At 71.1% G+C, this 19570-nt stretch carries 16 protein-coding genes and 1 pseudogene; 9 read left to right on the plus strand and 8 right to left on the minus strand.

Annotation, left to right across the window (positions count from 1 at the left end; genetic code table 11):
- The first annotated feature begins 106 nt into the window (after positions 1-106).
- The 6 genes from GTY67_RS08545 to GTY67_RS08570 all read left to right on the plus strand — a co-directional run bounded on the left by GTY67_RS08545 (position 107) and on the right by GTY67_RS08570 (position 7075).
- Positions 107-1315: an alpha/beta hydrolase gene (locus GTY67_RS08545; protein ID WP_161278280.1), complete on the plus strand. Its 1209-nt coding sequence runs from the start codon at positions 107-109 to the stop codon at positions 1313-1315.
- Between the two features lie 86 nt (positions 1316-1401).
- The gene (locus tag GTY67_RS08550) at positions 1402-2370 is read left to right on the plus strand and encodes a DUF4429 domain-containing protein (RefSeq protein ID WP_093693912.1); all 969 of its coding nucleotides are present in this window, start codon (positions 1402-1404) and stop codon (positions 2368-2370) included.
- A 122-nt stretch (positions 2371-2492) separates the two neighbouring features.
- The gene (locus tag GTY67_RS08555) at positions 2493-3851 is read left to right on the plus strand and encodes a histidine kinase (protein ID WP_161278281.1); all 1359 of its coding nucleotides are present in this window, start codon (positions 2493-2495) and stop codon (positions 3849-3851) included.
- A complete protein-coding gene (locus GTY67_RS08560) occupies positions 3848-4537 on the plus strand; it encodes a response regulator transcription factor (protein ID WP_093693910.1) in 690 nt (229 codons plus the stop codon). The genes GTY67_RS08555 and GTY67_RS08560 overlap by 4 nt, the downstream gene beginning before the upstream one ends.
- Positions 4538-4739: 202 nt before the next feature.
- Positions 4740-5798: an alpha/beta hydrolase gene (locus GTY67_RS08565; RefSeq protein ID WP_161278282.1), complete on the plus strand. Its 1059-nt coding sequence runs from the start codon at positions 4740-4742 to the stop codon at positions 5796-5798.
- Complete coding sequence (locus tag GTY67_RS08570; protein WP_161278283.1) at positions 5795-7075, plus strand: acyltransferase; 1281 nt, start codon at positions 5795-5797, stop codon at positions 7073-7075. The genes GTY67_RS08565 and GTY67_RS08570 overlap by 4 nt, the downstream gene beginning before the upstream one ends.
- A gap of 115 nt (positions 7076-7190) precedes the next feature.
- Here GTY67_RS08570 and GTY67_RS08575 read toward each other — a convergent pair whose 3' ends face one another.
- The 3 genes from GTY67_RS08575 to GTY67_RS08585 all read right to left on the minus strand — a co-directional run bounded on the left by GTY67_RS08575 (position 7191) and on the right by GTY67_RS08585 (position 9352).
- Positions 7191-8216, minus strand: a complete 1026-nt coding sequence (locus GTY67_RS08575) for an aldo/keto reductase (RefSeq protein ID WP_161278284.1) — start codon at positions 8214-8216, stop codon at positions 7191-7193.
- Positions 8216-8728 (minus strand): MerR family transcriptional regulator, encoded by a 513-nt coding sequence (locus tag GTY67_RS08580; protein WP_093693955.1) that lies wholly within the window; start codon positions 8726-8728, stop codon positions 8216-8218. The genes GTY67_RS08575 and GTY67_RS08580 overlap by 1 nt, the downstream gene beginning before the upstream one ends.
- Before the next feature lie 84 nt (positions 8729-8812).
- Positions 8813-9352 (minus strand): hypothetical protein, encoded by a 540-nt coding sequence (locus GTY67_RS08585; RefSeq protein ID WP_161279999.1) that lies wholly within the window; start codon positions 9350-9352, stop codon positions 8813-8815.
- 146 nt (positions 9353-9498) lie between these two features.
- Between GTY67_RS08585 and GTY67_RS08590 the strand changes: the two genes are divergently transcribed.
- Positions 9499-10314 (plus strand): serine hydrolase domain-containing protein, encoded by an 816-nt coding sequence (locus tag GTY67_RS08590; RefSeq protein ID WP_161278285.1) that lies wholly within the window; start codon positions 9499-9501, stop codon positions 10312-10314.
- Here the strand turns inward: GTY67_RS08590 and GTY67_RS08595 are convergent.
- Complete coding sequence (locus GTY67_RS08595; protein WP_343238653.1) at positions 10280-10579, minus strand: ATP-binding protein; 300 nt, start codon at positions 10577-10579, stop codon at positions 10280-10282. The genes GTY67_RS08590 and GTY67_RS08595 overlap by 35 nt on opposite strands.
- Positions 10580-10676: 97 nt before the next feature.
- Here GTY67_RS08595 and GTY67_RS08600 point away from each other — a divergent pair.
- Together GTY67_RS08600 and GTY67_RS08605 are read left to right on the plus strand one after the other, a co-directional pair.
- A pseudogene (locus GTY67_RS08600) lies at positions 10677-11601 on the plus strand (helix-turn-helix transcriptional regulator).
- Entirely contained in the window at positions 11585-11779 is a 195-nt protein-coding gene (locus tag GTY67_RS08605; RefSeq protein ID WP_161278286.1) for a DUF397 domain-containing protein, read from the plus strand. Before GTY67_RS08600 ends, GTY67_RS08605 begins: the two are co-directional and overlap by 17 nt.
- 80 nt (positions 11780-11859) lie before the next feature.
- Here the strand turns inward: GTY67_RS08605 and GTY67_RS34475 are convergent, their stop codons facing one another.
- The 4 genes from GTY67_RS34475 to GTY67_RS08620 form a co-directional block, all read right to left on the minus strand.
- Positions 11860-12090, minus strand: a complete 231-nt coding sequence (locus GTY67_RS34475) for a hypothetical protein (protein WP_202462318.1) — start codon at positions 12088-12090, stop codon at positions 11860-11862.
- On the minus strand, positions 12087-12281 hold the full coding sequence (locus GTY67_RS08610; RefSeq protein ID WP_161278287.1) for a hypothetical protein: 195 nt from the start codon (positions 12279-12281) through the stop codon (positions 12087-12089). The genes GTY67_RS34475 and GTY67_RS08610 overlap by 4 nt, the downstream gene beginning before the upstream one ends.
- Before the next feature lie 21 nt (positions 12282-12302).
- Complete coding sequence (locus GTY67_RS35295; protein ID WP_272925750.1) at positions 12303-18509, minus strand: DNRLRE domain-containing protein; 6207 nt, start codon at positions 18507-18509, stop codon at positions 12303-12305.
- A 256-nt stretch (positions 18510-18765) separates the two neighbouring features.
- Positions 18766-19422, minus strand: a complete 657-nt coding sequence (locus GTY67_RS08620) for a pirin family protein (RefSeq protein ID WP_161278288.1) — start codon at positions 19420-19422, stop codon at positions 18766-18768.
- Positions 19423-19570: the final 148 nt, after the last annotated feature.

The following is a 19570-nucleotide window of genomic DNA, read 5'->3' on the forward strand; positions in this document are numbered from 1 at the left end:
CCGGACATGACCCTGTGTGAAGAAATTCGGTTGAATCCTCAGCAGCCGGGTGATGTCCCTCACCTGGATCACGGTCCTGCACACACGTCTCCTAGGGTGTGGCGCAGTGACTTCTTTCGACTCCTCCCCCACCCTGACCGCGTGGCGCGCGCTGCTCGCCGTGGCGGTCGTGTTCGTGATGCTGGCGACGACGGGCTGGTCCGCCGTACGGGACCACCACGCCGACGGGGAGCGTGAGCTGGCCCTCGCCTCCTGGGCGCGGGACCGGATAGCGAGCCGTTCACTGCCGGACGTCGGGGCTCCGGCCTATCGGATGGCCCACTTCTTCGCCACGCTCACCTCGGGACAGCAGATCGCGCTGGCCGACAAGTACCCCTCGGTCGTGGGGAATCTGAACGGGGTGCCGGTCACCCTGCGCTACCACGCCAACCGGCTGGCTCTGAAGCAGGCGGCGGCCGTGGAGAAGCGGCGGACGTACGACGAGGGGCTCTCGGCGGCCGGCCGGGGCGAGGCGGCCCAGCGGGTGGCCCGCTTCCGGTCGCTGCTCGCCGGGGACCGCCAGATCCTGGCCTTCGACCCGTCCGGGCGGGGCCGTGCCGCCGAGGTGTTCGGCGACCTCGACCGGGCCTCCCGGGTCTCCGTGGTCGTCCCGGGCGTCGACACCAACCTCCTCACGCTGGAGCGGAGCCGCCGCGTCAACTCCGCGCCCGTCGGCATGGCGAAGTCCCTGTACGGGGCGGAGCGCGCGGCCTCCCCGGGGACCCGTACCGCCGTCATCGCCTGGGCCGACTACACCGCCCCGGCCGGTCTCGGCATGGACGCGGCGCTCGGCGGGCTCGCTGCGGAGGGGGCCCTGCGGCTGAACGCGCTGGTGGGGGCGTTGCCCGGGACCTCCACGGTCTCGCTGTTCTGCCACAGTTACGGCTCCGTGGTGTGCGGGGTGGCCGCCGACCAGGCCCCCGACCGGGTGGCCGACATCGCGGTCGCCGGATCCCCCGGCATGCGGGCGGAGAACGCCGCACGGCTGGACACCGACGCCCGGATCTGGGCGATGCGCGACCGGGACGACTGGATCCGGGACGTACCGCACCTGGAGTTCGGCGGCATCGGCCACGGCGCCGACCCGGTCGACCCGGCCTTCGGCGCCCGGCTGGTCTCGGCGGCCGGGGCCTCGGGCCACAGCGGCTACTTCGAACCCGGCACCGAGAGCCTCGGCAACTTCGCCGCGATCGGCGTCGGCGCATATGGATCGGTCAGCTGCGCAACGGCCGATGGCGCTTGCCACAGTGGTATTTCCGGTGAACGGGAGGGCTGACGCGCGTAGAGCAGCGTGACAAGCCGATTAATTGCGACTTACGCCGAGGGGGGACGTGCGAGCCTGTGCCGCATACGATGAGGCACATGGGTGATGTGCTGGCCGGAATTCATGCCACCTGGGAGTTCGACGCCGACTCCGTGCTCATCCGCTTCGAACGGGGTATCCGCACACCGAAGCTCCTGCAAAGCCTGCGGGAGCGCCGCATCCCGCACGCTGCGATGTCGTCGGTGACGCTGACCCCGGGCAAGCGGGACACGGTGGTGCTGCGTGTCGTCCCGAGACCGGGTGCCGACCCGCTCTGGGAGGCTGCCGCGGGGCAGCTGAAGGAGGGGTGCGACCCCTACCGCCTGGTGCTTCCGGCGGAGCGTGAGCTGCTCGCGGAGTATTACGCGGACGAGCTGCGGTCCTGTCTGGGCCCCGCGTCCGACGAGCCCGCCGACCGCTTCCTGGTCGCCGCCCCGGAGGCGCCGATGCAGTTCAAGGCGTACGACGGGCGGGCCTCCTTCGACGGCGAGCGGGTCTCCTTCCGGTGGTTCTGGACGGGGGCCTCCAGCGCGAAGTGGAAGGCCGGCGACCAGACGTACCGCGTGAGCGAACTGGCCGGAATTGAGTGGCGCTCCCCCGAGGGCCTGGACGGCTATCTCCGCCTGCTGCCCCGCGCGGCCGCCCCGGCGGACCACCGCACGGGCGGCAGCCTCGGCGACCTGCACGGCCCTGTCACCCCTGGTCTCGATACGGCGGGCGTCGCCGTGGACGGCGCCCCGGCCACCGTGAGCCGCGCCCCGGCGGACCAGGATCCGGCGGCGGTGCTTTTCGGCCTCGGCTACGGGCCGGTGCACGAGTCGCTGCCCTTCGCCGCCGCCGTACTGGAATCCGTACGCCGGACCCAGAGCGCACCGGCCGTCCCCGCCCCGGTCCTGGTCAACGCCGGGCGGCGCGACCCCGCCGACATCGCCGAGCGGATACATCACCTCGGCGAACTGCATCAGGCGGGGCTGGTGACGGACGACGAGTACAGCGCGAAGAAGGCGCAGCTGCTCGCGGAGCTGTGAAACCCGCATTCCTGAGATCTCCTCCCCCTGACACCCCGTACTGGGGTATCAGGAAGCGGGCGGGCGTTCGGCACTCCGGTATGACGCCTCGGCGGCGGTCGCCCTCCTAGGCTGGCCCGGCCATGTCCACTTCCCCCGCCGGGCCCCAGCCGCCCGCCGACGGCCTGCTGAGCGCCGCCCGCCGCAATCTGCGCGAGCTCGCCCTCGGGCTGTCCCACGCGTCCCATCCGTCCACACCGTTGCTGGCCCACGCTCCCAAACCGTGGCAGCGGCTCCTTCCGTACGTCGTGGTCCTCGCGCTGGTCGCGACCTTCGTCCCGGTCACCATCACCAACCTGACCATGCAGTACGGCGTGCCCGGCGCGCTGGCGGGGGCGCTCGGCGTGGCCCAGGCGGCACCGCTGCTGATGCTGGCCCACCGGCCCCTCCAGGCGTGGTGGATCATCTTCCCCGCCGACGTCCTGGGTGCGCTGGTGCTGCTGGCGCGGCCCGCCGGTCCGCACGACGGCTGGCCGTGGACCCCGCCGGTGATCGTCGCCTATCTGTTCCTGCTGCTGACGCTCGGGCTGCGGGAGACCCGGCGGACCGTGATCGCCGTCTGGGCGGTGACGGGCGCCGCCGGAGCCGTGCTGCACCTGATCGCTCCGGACCGCAGCAGTGGCAGCGCCCTGCTCCTGACCATCCTCGGCGGGGTGGTGCTGGTGATCGGCGGGGCGGTACGGGAGCGGGGTGTGGCCCAGCGCCGGCTCGCCGAGCAGGAGACGATCAGCGAGGCCGAGCGGGCCCAGCGCACGCTGCTGGAGGAGCGGACCCGGATCGCGCGCGAGCTGCACGACGTGGTCGCCCACCACATGTCGGTGATCACCGTGCAGGCGGACTCGGCTCCGTACCGGATCAGCGGGCTGCCGAAGGCCGCCGAGGAGGAGTTCGCGGCCATCGCGGCGGCGGCGCGGGAGTCGCTGGGCGAGATGCGGCGGCTGCTGTCGGTGCTGCGCAGCGAGGGGGCGGAGGGCGACCGGGCGCCGCAGCCCGGCCTGGACCGGCTCCAGCAGCTGGTGGAGGCGACCGTGCGGGCGGGACTGCCTGCGGAGCTGGCGCTCAGCAAGGAGCTGAGCTCCGGGCGGGGCGAGGTGCCCCCGGCGGTGGATCTGTCGGCGTACCGGATCGTGCAGGAGGCCCTGGCCAATGTCGTGCGGCACGCGCCGGGGGCCCGCACCCGTGTCCTCGTCGCGCCGGACAACGGCCACCTCCTCGTGCTCGTCGTCAACGGGCCCGCTGCCAGCCGCAGTTCGCCGCTGGAGACGAGCGGGACCGGGCACGGGCTGGTCGGGATGCGCGAGCGCGTACGGTTGACCGGCGGCACGCTGGACACCGGTCCGCTGCCCGACGGCGGGTTCCGGGTCGCGGCCCGGATGCCGCTGCCCCCGGCCACCGCGCCGCCCGCCGCACCACCCGTTCCCCTGCCTCCGGAGGACCTGTGACCATCCGCGTGATCATCGTCGACGACCAGGCCATGGTGCGGGCGGGGTTCGCGGCGCTGCTGTCGGCGCAGAGCGACATCGACGTGGTCGGCGAGGCGGCGGACGGCCGGCAGGGCGTGGAGGTCAGCCGCCATCAGCACCCGGATGTGGTCCTGATGGATGTGCGGATGCCGGAGATGGACGGACTGGCCGCCGCCCGCGAGCTGTTGAACCCGCCGATCGGGGTGGTGCACCGGCCGAAGGTGCTGATGCTGACCACGTTCGACGTGGACGACTACGTGTACGAGGCGCTCCGCGCCGGGGCCTCCGGGTTCCTGCTGAAGGACGCCCCGCCCGCCGATCTGATCGCGGCGGTACGGGTGGTGGCGGCGGGCGACGCGCTGCTGGCGCCCTCGGTGACGCGGCGGCTGATCGCGGACTTCGCGGCGCAGCGGCCCTCGGGGGCGACGCGCGGCGGCCAGGCCCTGCGGCTGAACGGGTTGACCCCGCGCGAGACGGAGGTGCTGGAGCTGATCGCCCGGGGGCTGTCGAACCAGGAGATCGCGGGGCGGCTGGTGCTGGCCGAGCAGACCGTGAAGACGCACATCGGGCGGGTGCTGGCCAAGCTGGACCTGCGGGACCGGGCGCAAGCGGTGATCTTCGCGTACGAGTCGGGGCTGGTGACGCCGGGGGACTCGGGGGCCTGACCTCGGGCTCGGGGTCGCGCTCGCCTCGTCCGTTCGGAGCCGTTCTCGGTTCGGAGCGTTCTCGGTTCGGAGCCCTCTCCCCCACCCCCTACCCCAGTAGCACCCCGCAGTTGGCCCCCCGGTGTGACGCCCCCTCACCCACCTTCTTCCTACCTTCCTCTCGGTCGCGCCGGTCGGTGCGGCAGCGGAGAGGGAGGGCACGATGCGCCGATACGCGCGGACCATGGTCGCGTTCGCACTGGCTACGAGCGTGGTGACGGGGAGTGCGGGGTGGGTTTCGGGGGATGCGCAGCAGGCGCTCACCGGGCCGCCGCCGGGCAGCACGTCGTGGCGGGCGGACCGGGTGCTGGGGTCGGAGCTGCCCGATCCGGCACGCGCGACTCCCACGGAAGTCGCGGCGTTCTTCGACGGTTTGAGCACGGACGAACAACAACTGCTGCTCCTCCGCCACCCGTCCGTCGTCGGCAACCTCGACGGCGCCCCCCTTGAGCTGCGTTACCGCGCCAACTCCCTCGCCCTGGCCGCCTCCGACGACCCCCGCTACCGCTCGCTCGCCGCCCCCGGCCGCCGGATCATCGCGTTCGACCCGCGCGGGCGCGGCCAGGTCGCCGAGGTCTTCGGGGAGCTGCGCTCGGCGCGCCGGGTCTCCGTGGTGGTGCCCGGCTCCGACAACGACGCGGGGACCTTCGACCGCGAGGGCGACACCCATGGAACGCCCGCCGGTATGGCCAAGTCCCTGTATGCGGAGGCGGGTTCGGACACCGCCGTCATCGCGTGGACCGGGTACACCACTCCCGTCGGCGTCGGCATCGACGCCGCGACCGGGCGGCTCGCGGAGGCGGGCGCGGGGCGGCTGACCCGGTTCGTGGAGGGGCTGGTCGCCGACGGGCTGCCCGAGCCTGCCGTCTTCTGCCACAGTTACGGCTCCGTCGTCTGCGGGCTCGCCGCGCACCGCCTGCCCGCCACCGACCTGGTGGTCCTCGGCTCCCCCGGGATGCGGGCCGACGACGTGGACGGACTGCGGACCCGGGCGACGGTGTGGGCGGCGAAGGACCCGACCGACTGGATCGACGATGTGCCGAGCGTGCGGTTCGCCGGGCTCGGCCACGGCCCCGACCCCACGGACCCGACGTTCGGGGCCCGTCGCATACCGGCCGACGAAGCCCGGGGCCACACCGGCTACTTCGCCCCGGGCACGGACTCGCTCCGGGCCTTCGCGGCGATCGCACGGGGAACGTCGGTGGGAGGTGTGTCCCGATGAAGACCCGTACGCACACCGGTACACGTGCACACACCACCCGCACGCACACTCCTGCCCGCGCCCGTGCACACCAGCTCGCCGCCCGCGTCGAGGCCGCCACCCCCGCCCACCGGGACCGGGCCGTCGACGGCCTGCGCGCGCTCGCGCTGCTCGCCGTGCCGCTCGGGCACTGGATGCTCGGCGGCTTCCGTCTCGACGCGGACGGGCTGCACAACGCGAGCCCGCTCTCGACGTTCGGCGCGTTCGCCCCGCTCAGCTGGGTGCTCCAGATGCTGGGGATCTTCTTCCTGGTCGGCGGATACGCCTCGGTCCTCTCCTACCACCGCCGCCCATCGACCACGGCCGCCTGGCTGCGCGGGCGGCTGGTCCGGCTCGGCAGGCCGGTGCTCGGGGTGACCGCCGTGTGGGCGGTGCTGCTGGCCGTGCTGTCCTGGCTCGGCGTGCCGGGCGACACCCTGCGTACGGGGTCGACGCTGGTGATCCAGCCGCTCTGGTTCGTCGGGGTGTACACCCTGGTCACCGCGCTCACCCCGCTCTGCATACGCCTGGCGCGGAAGCTCGGCGGATGGGCGGCGCTGCCGCTGCTGGGGTCGGTCGCGGTGGTGGACTTCCTGCGGTACGGGCCGTTCGCCGAGGGGATGCCGTCCTGGCTGAGCGTGCTCAACATCCTGCCGGGGTGGCTCTTCGCCTATCAGCTCGGCGTCTCGTGGGGCGAGGGGCGAATAGGGAAGCGGGGTGCGCGGCTGCTGCTGGTCGGGGGCGGGGTGCTCTTCGCGGTACTGCTGCTGGCCTTCCACTACCCGGCGTCGATGGTCGGGGTGCCGGGCGAGGTGCGGACCAACTCCCACCCGCCGTCACTGCTGGTGGTGGCGCTGGCGGCGACCCAGAGCGGGGCGGCGATCCTGCTGCGGGACCGGCTGGGGCGGGCGTTGCGCAGGCCGCTGCTGTGGGCGCCGGTCGTCGTGGTCAACCTGTCGGCGATGACCATCCTGTGCTGGCACCAGAGCGCGATGCTGGCCGCCGCCGTTCCGGCCTCACTGCTGGACGGGGGCACGGCGGCGGTGGCGGGGCTGACGACCGGGCCGGACTCGTTGGGCTGGGTGCCGGCCCGGATCGCGTGGCTGCCGGTGTTCGCCGGGCTGCTGGTGCTGATAGCCCGGTACACCCGCCGCTTCGACGCCCCGTGGCAGACGGGCACCCGCGCCGCGAACGCCCGCCGCGCGCTGGCGGGGGTGCTGGCGGCAGGGTTCGCGGTGTTCGCGCTGGGGCTGGCGTGAGGGGGCCGGGCCCTTGGCCATGATGAGCCGGGCCCTTGGTCGTGATGAACTTCATGAACCACGCGATGACCACGTAGCCGGCCATCGCGGCCCCCTCGCCGCCCCCGAGCCGCACCTACTCCCGCGCCGCCGAGGTGGAGCTCATGTCCGGGTAGCGGTCTCCTGCCACCTGGGCCGCGATCGGCTCCAGCAGGGCCAGTTCGTCCGCCGTCAGCGTCAGCCGGGTCGCCGCGACGTTCTCCAGGAGGCGGCTGCGCTTACGGGTGCCGGGGATCGGGACCACCGTCAGGCCGTGCACCTGGGCCCGCTGCTGCACCCAGGCGAGGGCCACCTGTGCGGCCGTCACCCCGCGAGCGGCGGCGATCTTGTGGACCGGCTCCAACAGGGCCGCGTTGGTACGGGCGTTGTCACCGGTGAAGCGGGGCTGGTGCTTACGGAAGTCGCCCTCGGACAGGTCCTTGCCCGCGTCGGTGAAGGACCCGGTGAGGAAGCCACGGCCGAGCGGCGAGTACGGCACGAGCGTGACGCCGAGCTCCACCGCGGCGCCGAGCGCGCTCTTCTCGACGTCCCGGCTGAAGAGGGACCACTCCGACTGGAGGGCGGCGATCGGGTGCACGGCGTACGCCTCGCGGAGCTCGGGGCCGGTCACCTCGCTCAGCCCGATCTGCTTGATCTTGCCCTGCTGGATCAGCTCCGCCATCGCGCCGATCGACTCGGCGAACGGGACGGCCGGGTCGTGGCGGTGCATGTAGTAGAGGTCGATGACGTCGGTGTTCAGCCGACGGAGGCTCGCTTCGACGGAGGTGCGGATGTAGGCGGGGTCGTTGCTCACAGCCCGGTAGCCGGGGTCGTCGGAGCGGACCAGCGCGAACTTGGTGGCGAGGGTGATCTCGTCGCGGTGGGCGCCGACGAAGGGGGCGAGGAACTCCTCGTTGGCCCCGCGCCCGTAGGCGTCGGCGGTGTCGAAGAGCGTGACACCCGCCTCCAGTGCGGCGTCGAGGGTGTCCCGGGCGGAGAGCTCGTCGGTGTCGCCGTAGAACTCGCTCATGCCCATGCAGCCGAGGCCTTGGACGCCGACCTCCGGGCCGCCCTCTCCGCCCAGCTCGACGGTGGCGATGGTCTTGCTGTCGTTGTCAGTCATCAGGCGCTGTGCCTCTCCGGCGCCGTGCGGGCGCCCGCGTAGAACTCGATCTTGTGGTCGAGGACGGCGAGGGTGTCGTGGAGCTCCGCGATCCGGGTGATCACATCGCGGCGGGTCGACTCCAGCAGCTCCTGGCGTGCCTCGAAGGTGGACTCGCCCTCGCGCAGCAGCTCCGCGTACCGCACCATGTCGGCGACGGGCATCCCGGTCAGCCGCAGCTTGCCGACGAAGACCAGCCAGTCCAGGTCACGGTTGGAGAAGCGGCGCTGGCCGGTGTGCGAGCGGTCGACGTGGGGCATCAGCCCGATCCGTTCGTACCAGCGCAGGGTGTGCGCGGTGAGCCCGGTGAAGGCGACGACCTCGCTGATCGTGTAGCTGTCCTTGCCCGCGGGCCGGGGGTGCGGCTTGGGGAGAGCCGTACAGGCGTGCACCCCCGAGGAGGGCTGCGGCTGTCGTGGCCTGCTGGTCGCGGTCGCGGGAGTGCTCCGGGAGGTTCCGTCGATCACCGTCATGCCCTCCACGCTAAATCCTTGGAGTGCACTCGAAGCAAGCGAAGCCGACAGGAAACAGGGGCAGGAATCGGCGGGAGCCGGACGTCAGAGTTCGTCCTCCGCCCTGGACAGCGCGTCGGTGATCACCCGGGTGGCGAAGTCGGGGTCGTCGGCGATGCGGTTGATGTGCTCGGCGAGCAGGAAGGCGGTGGCCTCCAGGGGAGTCATCTCCGCGTGCGTCCAGTCGCCGTACTGCTTGCGCCAGAGGCTGGGGCTCAGGCCGGTGCCCGCGGCGATGACCAGGCCCGCCATGGTGGGGACGGCCTCCGGGCGGATGCTCTTGGGCATCATGCGCATCGAGGCCACCAGGGTCGGGACCACGTACTCGATGACGTCCTTGTCGTGGTCCTCGTGGGCCTTCCGCAGCCAGGTCATGAACATGTAGATCAGCGTGCAGACGCCGTCCAGCAGGTCCTCGGCCCCGTCGGGACCCAGCGACTCGGTGAACTGCGCCATCAACTCCTGCTGCTCGGCGTCGGCCTCCGCGTTGCCCGCGTGGATGCTCCGGAGCCGGGAGTCGATCAGCATGAGTGCCGCGCCCACATCGCCGGCGGGAGCGTGCTGGGGGCCGTAGGCCGATGACACAGTTGACACGGAAGCCTCCTCGTACGGCTGCGGTCCGCAGCGCTTCGCCTCCGCACAGTAGTCGGCCGGGGCGGCGGGAGTTGGCGACTTCGTCACCTTTCGGACGCGGTGCGGGAGCCGCTGCGGTGAACGTTAGGCTCGGGTCCATGGAGAGCTTGCGGATCATCGACACCTGGCCCGTCCCGACCGCGGCGGCCGCCGTCGTACGGGCGGACGGCACCGTCCTCGGCACGCACGGCCCGACCGCCCACCGCTTCCCCCTCGCCTCGGTCACCAAGCCGCTCGCGGCCTACGCGGCGCTGGTGGCGTACGAGGAGGGGGCCGTGGAGCTGGACGAACCGGCCGGACCCGAGGGGTCCACGGTCCGCCACCTCCTGGCCCACACCAGCGGCCTCGCCTTCGACGAGCACCGGGTGACGGCCCCGCCCGGCGAGCGCCGCCTCTACTCCAACGCGGGCTTCGAGGTGCTGGGCGACCACATCGCGAAGGCGTCCGGCATCCCGTTCGCGGAGTACCTGCGCCAGGCGGTCCTGGAGCCGCTGGCCATGACGTCCACCAGTCTGGACGGCTCCCCCGCCCGCGACGGCGTCTCCACGGTGGACGACCTGGTCCGCTTCGCCGCCGAGGTCCAGGCCCCCCGCCTCCTCGACCCCCGTACGGTCCTGGAAGCCCAGAGCGTCGTCCACCCGGGCCTCAAGGGCGTCCTGCCGGGCTACGGCCACCAGAGCCCGAACGACTGGGGCCTCGGCTTCGAGATCCGCGACTCCAAGTCCCCGCACTGGACGGGCGCTTCCTCCTCCCCGGCGACCTTCGGCCACTTCGGCCAGTCGGGAACGTTCCTGTGGATCGACCCGGTGGCCGGGGTCGCCTGCGTGGCGCTGACGGACCGGGCCTTCGGGCCGTGGGCGTCGGAGGCGTGGACCCCGTTCACGGACGCGGTCCTGTCGGAGGTCGCGGGCTGAACCGGGCGCGGTCGCCCGTCGCCTTCTTCCGGTCGACGCACTCGAACCACACGGTCTTCCCCGTGCCGTCCCAGCGCTTCACCACGCCCCCGTCGTCGGTGACGGCATTGACCAGAATCAGCCCTCGCCCGCCGTCGTCGAGTTCGTCGCGCTTGATCGCGAGCGGGATCGCCGGGCTGTTGTCCGCGACCTCCACGCGTACGCCGTCCCCGGTCGGCAGCCGGAAGATGAAGGTCTGGCAGCGGCGCCCGGGCGCATGCCGCACCACATTGGCGATCAGCTCGGTGAGCGCGAGCTCCGCCGCCGGGGCGAGTTCGAGCAGGGTCCCAACTGGTGAGGTAGATCCGCATGATGCGGCGCAGATGGCGGGCGGAGTGCTCCCCCATGGCGAGGTCGGCGCGGTAGACGGGTTCCCCTGGATCAATTCGGCCGTAAGGCGTTGCCCACCGGAGGTCCGCGCTGCGGCCAACATCCAGACGCTCGACCCGAGCGCTTCCCCGCTCGACCACTTCGGCGCGGAACTGCGCCGCGTACGCGAGGCACTCGGCCTGAAACAGGCTCGGTTGGGCGCGATGCTCTACTGCACGGGCTCGCTGATCGGCCAGATCGAGACGACGAAGAAGATCCCGACCCGCGAGTTCGCCGAGGCGTTGGACCAGGCTCTCCGCATGGACGGGCATTTCTCCCGGCTGGTGAGCCTGGTCCTGCGAAGCCAACTGCCGAGCTGGTTTCGTCCGTACGCGGACATGGAGGCGAAGGCGACGTACATCTCCACGTTCCAATCGCATGTGGCCTATGGGCTGTTGCAGACGGAGGCGTACGCGCGAGCCCTGATCGGCATGGAGCACCCGCACCAGGTGGACGAGATGGTGGCGGCCCGGCTGGAACGCCAGCGGGTCCTGGAACGGGAGGACCCGCCCGTGCTGTGGGTCATCCTGAGCGAGGCCGTACTGCACCAGGAGGTCGGCGGGCCGGACGTGATGCGCGAACAACTGGCCCGGCTGTTGGAGTTCCGGGACAACCCGTGGGTCAACATCCAGGTACTGCCGTTCACTGCTGGCCAGTACCCGGCCATGCTGGGGTCGTTCACCCTCCTCCGGTTCGACGACGACCCGGACCTGCTTCTACGCGGAGAGCTACGACCAGGGCCATATGACGGCCAACCCGTCCGTGATCAAGGAAAGTTCGGTCGGCTGCGCTCGGCTGCAAGCCACAGCCCTCTCCCCCGAGGATTCGGCAACGACGATCACTCGTGTGATGGAGGAACGCTATGGGAACCGGCCATGACCTCACAGGCGCAGAGTGGCGCAAGTCCCCGTACAGCGGCCCTAACGGCGGCGACTGCGTCGAGATGGCCGCCGCCCCCTGCGGCTCCGTCCCCGTCCGGGACAGCAAGAAGCCCACCGGCCCCGCCATCACCATCGGCGCCCCCGCCTGGCAGGCGTTCGTGGACGGGCTGCGCTGAGGCGTCGCGTTCACCGAGCAACAGCGGCGGCGGTACGGAGGCGAGTCATCCTCCGTACCGCCGCTGCTGCTTTTCAGGCATCAGGCCTCGCTGTCACCGCCTTCCGCGGCCGCCCGCTTCCGCCGCCGTTTGACAAACTCGCCGACCAGGAACGCCGCACACAGCGCTCCCATCACCCCTCCGAACACCCGGGTGTAGACCGGATATCCAGAACTCGCCGCTCCCCAGATACCGGAGATACCCAGCAGCACGACGAATGCGGGCGTCTCGGCGAATGCCCGCCTCTTGGCCGCGGTCGGACCACCGCTCACCGGCTTTCCCCCTCTCTTTTCCTCCTGATGTCTCTGACTCCCTTGACGGTGACGAGGATTCCCAAGACGCCGAGAGCGACCTCACAGACACCCCACAGAGTGGTCCAGCCGCCGGCCCGAAGGTGTGCGAATCCGCTCGCCAGCATGAAAGGGATGAAGAAGACGAGGGGGGAAATCTTGTACTTGCCCATATAAGCCTCCTGGCCGTCGGCCTACCGGCAGCTGTTCTTTCCTGTGTACTTACGGCAGACCGAACGACGCCCTGTGTGCGTCAGCGAATCGTTCCACGCGTTCCGGAATTTTCGATTGTTGTTCCAGTTCCTGAAGTCGTTCTTCACGGTTTGAACGCCCCACCCCGCCCCCGCGCAGGTCCAGAAGTTGCCGGCCGAGCCGCCACATCGCTTGAAGGTCTTCTTCGGACTGCGCGCGGCTCTCCAGAGTCCCCTGACAGTCCTGACACGGCCTACGGGGTGGATGAGCGCTCCCGCGCTGATGGCGAACTTCCCCGAGTGGTACACAGAGCGCCAGTTCGGATTGCGCCCGATGCGCGTCGCCTTGTTCCTGGCCCGGTTCCACTGATTCTTCACCAGGGCCCACTTTCCGTCGAGGTCGTACTGGTTGAGCGGATCCGCGAAGGTGTAGTCGTACGCGTTGGCGTTGCCGCCGTAGACCGGGTCGACGGAGAGGAACCGGCCGATGGTGGGGTCGTAGAGGCGAACGCCCATGAGGACGACGCCGCTGGGAGTCTCGGCGGAGCGCTGCTTGCCGCCGAGCCAGCCGTATCGGGCGGGGTCGGTACCGGGCCGCAGGGTGCCGTACTCGTCATAGGCGTTGACCACCGGGGTCGTGCCGCTGACCAGAGGGATCAGGGTCGTGACGTCACCGTGCAGGTTGGTGAGTGTCAGAGCGACGTCCCCGGTGGCGCTGGTGGTCGCGATCAGATTGCCGGCGAGGTCCTCCACGTTGCGGCTGATCCTGCCTCCCGGCTCGCTGGTCCAGTCGGGGCTGTCATCGGTGCCTCCGTAGTGGGCAGTGGTGGTGACAGCAGCACCCCAGGTGCCGTCCTCTGCCTGCGCCTCGGTCTTCCAGGAGGCAAGGCGTCCGGCCGCGTCCAGCATCCAGGTGGCGCGATCGCCGTCGGCAGTGATCTGGCGGACCAGGTCGTTGGCGTAGTAGGCGTTCTGGGCGCCGCCGGCCTGCTGGGTGGTACGGCCGAAGGCGTCGTAGACGGTGCCGGGCGCGATGAGCCGGTCGGCGCTGTCGTAGGCGGAGTTGACGGTCGTGACCTCAGGGGCGCCGCTGTCGACGTCGTCCACCGTGGTCGTCAGGGACGTGCGGTTGGTGTTGTTGTCGAAGGTGTACGCGCGGTGGCTGGTGGCGCCGGCCTGCCAGCCGTCGGTCTTGGTGAGGCGGGCCGCCGCGTCGTAGGTGTACTCCATGGAGGAACCACCGCCGGTGTAGCCGGTGTGGGCGACGACCTGGTCATGAATCGAATACTCGGCCGCCTCTCCCTGGACGGTCCAGCCGGACTCCCAGTGCCAGTAGCGGGAGGTCTCGGTGCCGGTGGGGTCGTAGTTGAACTCGACGTCCATGTTCCACGGCAGCTTCTGCTTGTAGAGGCGGCCGTCGGAGTCGTAGAAGCCGGTGACCTCACCGATGGTGCCCATCACCGAGTCGCGCACCCGGGTCGGCAGGCCCGCCGGGTTGTCGTAGGTGTACGTGCTTTCGGACGGTACGGAGTCGGCGACACGGATCTTGCGGTCGCGCAGGTCGTACTGGGTGCGGGTGACGTTCCCGGCACCGTCGTCGTACGCGATGGTGCGGCCGAGTACGTCGTAGGTGTGGCGGATGGTCGTGGTGCCGTCGGAGACGGTGGCCACGGCGCCGCTCTCCGGGGCGTAGGTGGTGGTCTGCGCGGGAGTCGCGGTCCCCTGGCCGCCGGTGGTGTGGACCGTGAGCGAGCGTCCGGCCGCGTCGTAGGTGGTGGTCGTGGTGCGGGTCAGCCCGTTGGCCACCTCCGTCACCTTGGTGGGGTTGCCCCATCGGTCGTACTCGGTGGTCCTGAGCGGCAGTTCGTCCGGGTTGCCACCCCCTCCGGTAATCTTCCCGGCGGGGCCGGTGGAGCAGGCCAGGTCGGCCCACTCCGGCCGTCCGGCGCACGCGCCGGTGCCGGTCGCGGACCAGTAGCGGGTCACCGTGGCACCCGCGTCGGTTCCGGTGGACTTGGGGAGGGCGACCTTCACGATCCGACCCTGGGTGTCGTACTCGGTGGTACGGGTCAGCTTGAGGCCGGCCGGGTCGGTGACCGCTCTGGTGGGCAGGCCCTTGGCCCAGTCGTAGGCGGTGGTGGAGGTCCGCACGTCCCCGTCCGCCGGGTAGCCGTCGACCTGGGCGCCCACGAGCGTGGTGGTGACCTGATCGGTGACGGTGGCGTCGGCAGGACGCCCCTCGTCGTAGCGGTTGACGGTGCGGGTACGGGCCGCGACCTGGGTACCGGTCGGCACGTCCGGGCTGTCGGAGTCACCGGCGAGCTGCTTGGTCAGGGTGACCAGGTGCAGCGGTCCGGACTCCTCCAGCTTCCGCTTGCCGTCGTCCGAGTACACCGACACGGTGGACAGCTTGCGGGCGCGCTCGGCCGGTGAGTCGGAGAGGATTCCCAGTTCGCTCTGGGTGTTGACCTGGTAGGCCTCGCTGCCCAGGGCGAGTTCACGGTTGGTGGCGTCCAGTTGGAAGACGGTGTTGCCGAACCGGTCGTACTGGGTGGTGGTCAGGTGCAGCCCGGGCAGCCCGGAGTTGACCTCACGCCCGGAGACGTCCGCGTAGGTGATGGTGGCCTTCCTGTAGTCGGTGGCGCTCAGGGCACCGCCGTCGTGGGAAGCCGGAACCTGGTCGGCGGGGAAGACGGCGGTGGCGTCCGAGGGAGCTTCCTCCTGACTCCAGGCGGAGACATCCGCGGGCCGCATCTGGTGCGGTGCCTTCGCACCGGACAGCGGCACGTCGTAGACGATCGAGGTGGCCGCCTTGCCCCCGTCCTGCTCGTCGCGGCTGCCGGCCTTCAGCGTCGGCCGGGAAACCTCCAGGAGCATGCCCTCGCCGGCCACGCTGCTGGCCCCGGCCTTGCCGTACCGGAACGTCCACGGCAGCTCGCCGGAAGGCGTCAGCGTCGTGACACGGCCGACGGCGTCGTAGGTGTAGGCCGTCTTCAGCGCGGGCGAGATCCGCGGGTCCCACTGTTCGCGCAGGCGCCCCGAGGCGTCGTACGCGTACTGGGAGACCACGGTCGCCGTCGCGGTCGCCGCGCCCGGAACGGTGGTCCACAGGCGGATGCGGTTCACCTGCCCGGTGACGTCACCGAGCGTGGAGCCCGTGGCGGTGGTCGCCGTGGCGTACTGGTACTCCATGATCCGGCAGCCCTTGGTGGACGGCGTGCCCGCGCACGTCGTCGCGGTGGCGGCCGAGGTGGGGGCGATCACGTACTTGGGCCGGGCCAGGATTTTCCCGGCCACGGTGGTCTTCTCCGAGATCACCGTGGTGGTGGAGTTGCCCGTGGGGAGGGAGGTGTGGCTCAGCTGCCAGGTGGTGGCGGCGGGGTCCACCTTGGTGAACACCGAGGCGGCACCGTCGGACTCCTTCAGCGTGAACGAGTCGGTCAGCGAGCCGGTCAGGGCCAAGGCCTCGGCCCCGGTCTCCGCCTTCCAGGTGCCGCCCGGAGCGGCGGTGAACCAGACCTCGTCCCCGTCCACGTCCACGAGGGCGACGGAGGACGCCGACGTGCGGCGCAGGGAGACCCAGTCGCTCTCGGTGAGTTCGGCGACGGTTCCGCCGGTCCACTGCGGGCCGAAGATGGCTGCCTGGCCATCCTGCTGGGATCCGGCCGCCGGGCGGCGGGAGGAGAAGGAACGCGTGGCCGACAGGTCGAACCCGGAGGCGTCGGTGGCCGACAGGCCGAAGTCACCGGTGAGCAGGTTGACCGTGCCGGGGCCGGCCTCCTCGCTGGGGGCCTGGCCTGCGTTGCGGTCCACGGTGATGCCGTTGGCCGGGGAGGCGTCGGTGAGGGTGCCGTCGGTGAACAGCGCACGTACCTCGACCGCTCCGTCCTCGGTGAGCGTGTCGGTGACGTTCCAGGTCAGCGCCTCGGACAGGCCTGCGGTGACACCGGCGGGCCAGGCGGTCGGAGTGGAGCCGTCGCCCTTGCGGCGCACATGGGCGACCGGAACGTCCTTCCAGGTGTCCGTCTCACCGCGGCGGTACTGGAAGCGGACCCCGGTGTCGGTCGTCTTGCCCTGCGCCGACAACTCGCTGCGGCGAGCCGGGCGGTCACCGTCCCCAGGAGCCAGCAGCGCGGCACCGGACCCGGCGTAGAAGATGTGCGTGCTCTGTGCGGAGACGTTGCCCGCCGCGTCCTTGGTGCGCGCGGTCAGGGTGTGCTTGCCCGCGCGGAAGACCGGCCTGACGGTCACGGCGGCGCCTGTGGTGGCGGTCTCCTGCCACGCGCCCGAGTCGATCTTCCACTGCACGCTCCGGACGTCCGTGGCAGGCGGTGTCAGGGTGAAGGCGCCGGTGAAGTCGCCCTTGCCGTCCGGGGTGCCGGACCACTGCCCGGCCGGGAAGTCACCGGACGCGATCTTCGAGACGGCGGGTGCCTTGGTGTCCACAGTCAGCGTACGGAAGGCGGACCAGGCGCTGTTGGCCGAACCGTCGCCCGCCCGCGAACGCCACTTGTAGACGCCCTCCGGCAGTGCGGCCGGCGTCCAGGTGCCCGGGGCTCCGGAGGCCACGTTGGCGGTGGAGCCGGTGCGCAGCGCCGCGGTGCCGTTGTTCAGCCACACCTCGTGGTCCAGCCGGACCTGGCCGCCGTCCCCGTCGATCGCCTTCGCCGACAGCGTCGGTGTCGTGTCGTTCGTGGCGGCCTGATGGGCGGGGGCGACCAGCGTCGGGACACCCGGGATCGAGTTGTAGGTGACCGAGAGGTACGGCGTCCTGGAGGCGGCGTTACCGGAGTTGAAGCGCTTCCAGCCGTACGGGTCGCCCTCGTCCGCGGCGCGCAGCCCCAGGTGGTTGGAGCCGTTACCGTTGGCTGCCCAGGACTTGACCATGGCCGTCACATCGGCGTTGACCCAGCCGTCGTTGCACGCGCTGGAGAAGCCCTTGGTCTGGGTGCTGGTGGCCTGCTTGGAGCCCCAGGAGGGCTGGTTCGTCCAGCGCGTCCCCGTGCCGGCCTGGCCCGCGGTCCATACGTCCCAGCCCTTGGGCGTGCAGGACCACGAGTGGAAGGAGTACAGGTTCAGCTTGGCCGCGGTGATCTGCTTGCCCGTGATGTTCTTCATCGGGAACGACAGGAACGACCGGGCGATCTGCCCCGAGCCGTTGTTGCCGATCTTCAGCTCGGTGGCCGCCGACTGGTCGGTGCCGTACCCCTGCTGGACGAACGTGTCGAAGGTCGCCCCGATGTTGATCGCCGGGTCGACCGTGACCGGGAACTCGGTGTCCTTCGCGGCCAGGAATCCCGCGTCGGGCGTCATGGTCAGGGTGACCGTGTCGCCGTCCTGGGCCACCTTCACGCCCACCTTCGCCCGGTGGGTGTGCTCCCCGGAGCGCTCGTCGACGCGCGCGTCCCACATCACCGGCGAGGGCAGCACACCGGCCACCCCGCCCTTGGCATCGGTGAAGGTGACCGAACCGTCCTTGCTCGCCTTCGCGGTCAGCCCCTTCGCCGTCAGGCTGTAGGACACCTCCCCGTTGGCGTCCACGGCGGAACGGTTCTTGAGCTCAAGGAACTGCTCGAAACCGGTACGTGTCGACTCGATCAGCAGGTCCGTCGCCGGAAGCGCGTCCTTGTACCGGGCGATGGTGTCCTCCTCGCCCTCGACGACCGGCGCGGGCAGCGCGCCGAACCAGCCCAGCTCCATGCTGCGGCCCGTGCCGTCCTCCAGGGAGACCAGCGGCACCGACACTCCACCAGCCTTGCCGGCCTGGCCCTTCGAGCCCTTGGGCGCGGCATGCCTGCCGCCCACCTTGAGGTCGTGCGGATGCCCGACCGCCTCCAGCGAGCCGTCCGGAGCCTCCCTCAGCGACGGGTCGACCGTCTGCCACTGGCCTCTGTCGTCCTCGAACCGGACGGGACCGGCGTAAGCCTCCTCGGTCACCGTGCCGTTGGGGTTCACGTACACCGTCGACGTCTCGGTACGTGCCCCGAGCACCTCGATCCGCCGGTCCTGCATCCGGGCCTTCAACCGGGCGGCCGACTCCGAGTCGGCGGTGGCCGGACCGAGTTCCTTCGCCGCCCCGGCGGCCTCGGCCACCTTCGGCACCGCTTCCCCGGGCAGCGCGACCGCCTGACCGGACGTCGACACCACGACCGCGGCCTCGACCGCCATCAGCAGGGACACCGCCACCGCAACCGGACGCAGACGCCGCATCGGTGACACCCGGGTCATGGGGGGTTCGTCGACACCCCCCGCTTCCGCCTGTATGTGTCTTCGCGGTGGGTGCGTCATGCCGACTCCTTCACAAAGGGCATGAGAAGGTCTCACCCCCGCCGGGGACCTTTACATAACCATTGCAATGTGTCGATGATCTTCATGAAAGATGGGTGTAGACACCCATACAGCACGTCATGACGGGGCACCGAGCCCTGACATCTGGGTCACACCGCTGAGGGTGCGGCCCGACGGGTCAGCGCAGCTCCCACACCAGCAGCTCCGCCGCCTCCGCCACCGCGGCCGCCTCCAACCCTTCCGCACCCGTGATCCGGGCCGCGTCACCGGGGCCCAACTCCTCACCCTCCAGGGCGACTCGGCCCCGTACCACATGCACATACAGGCGCACCGCGTCCGGCAGCGCCGTGCGCTCGCCCTCGGTCAGGCGGCGCGCGTGCAGCATCGCGCCGGCCTGCGGCAGGGCGTACGGGGTCGAGTCGGCGATGCCGGGGACGACCGTGTACGAGGGTTCGCCGCCGGACTCCAGGGGGGCCAGCCACATCTGGAGGAAGGTCAACGGCCGCTCGCCGTCGTTGCGTTCGACGTGGCGGACTCCGGCGGCGGCGCTGAGGTGGGCGACGTCCCCGGCCCGTACGACGGTGGAGTGGCCGGCCGAGTCGCGGTGGGTCAGCTCGCCCTCCACCACCCAGGTGACGATCTCCGTATGGCTGTGCGGGTGCTCGTCGAATCCGGCGCCCGCTGCCAGGTGTTCCTCGTTGCAGGCCAGGATCGGGCCGAAGCGGAGGTTGTCGGGGTCGTAGAAGGGGCCGAAGGAGAGGGCGTGCCGGGTCTCGATACCGGCGTCCGGGTCGCCGCCCCGGTAGCGGTCATCGGACCGGTGTACGGAAATCACCTGGCCACGGTAGCCCGGTGGCCCCCTTTCAGGGAGCGGCGGCCACCGGGCCGGGTGCTCCCGTACGGATCGGGTCGGTGCACCCGTACGCAGCGGGCCGGAAGCTCCCGTACCCGACCGCCCCGCACACCCCCGTACCGACCGGTAG

This window comes from Streptomyces sp. SID8374, from assembly GCF_009865135.1.
In the GTDB taxonomy this organism is placed as follows: Bacteria; Actinomycetota; Actinomycetes; order Streptomycetales; family Streptomycetaceae; genus Streptomyces.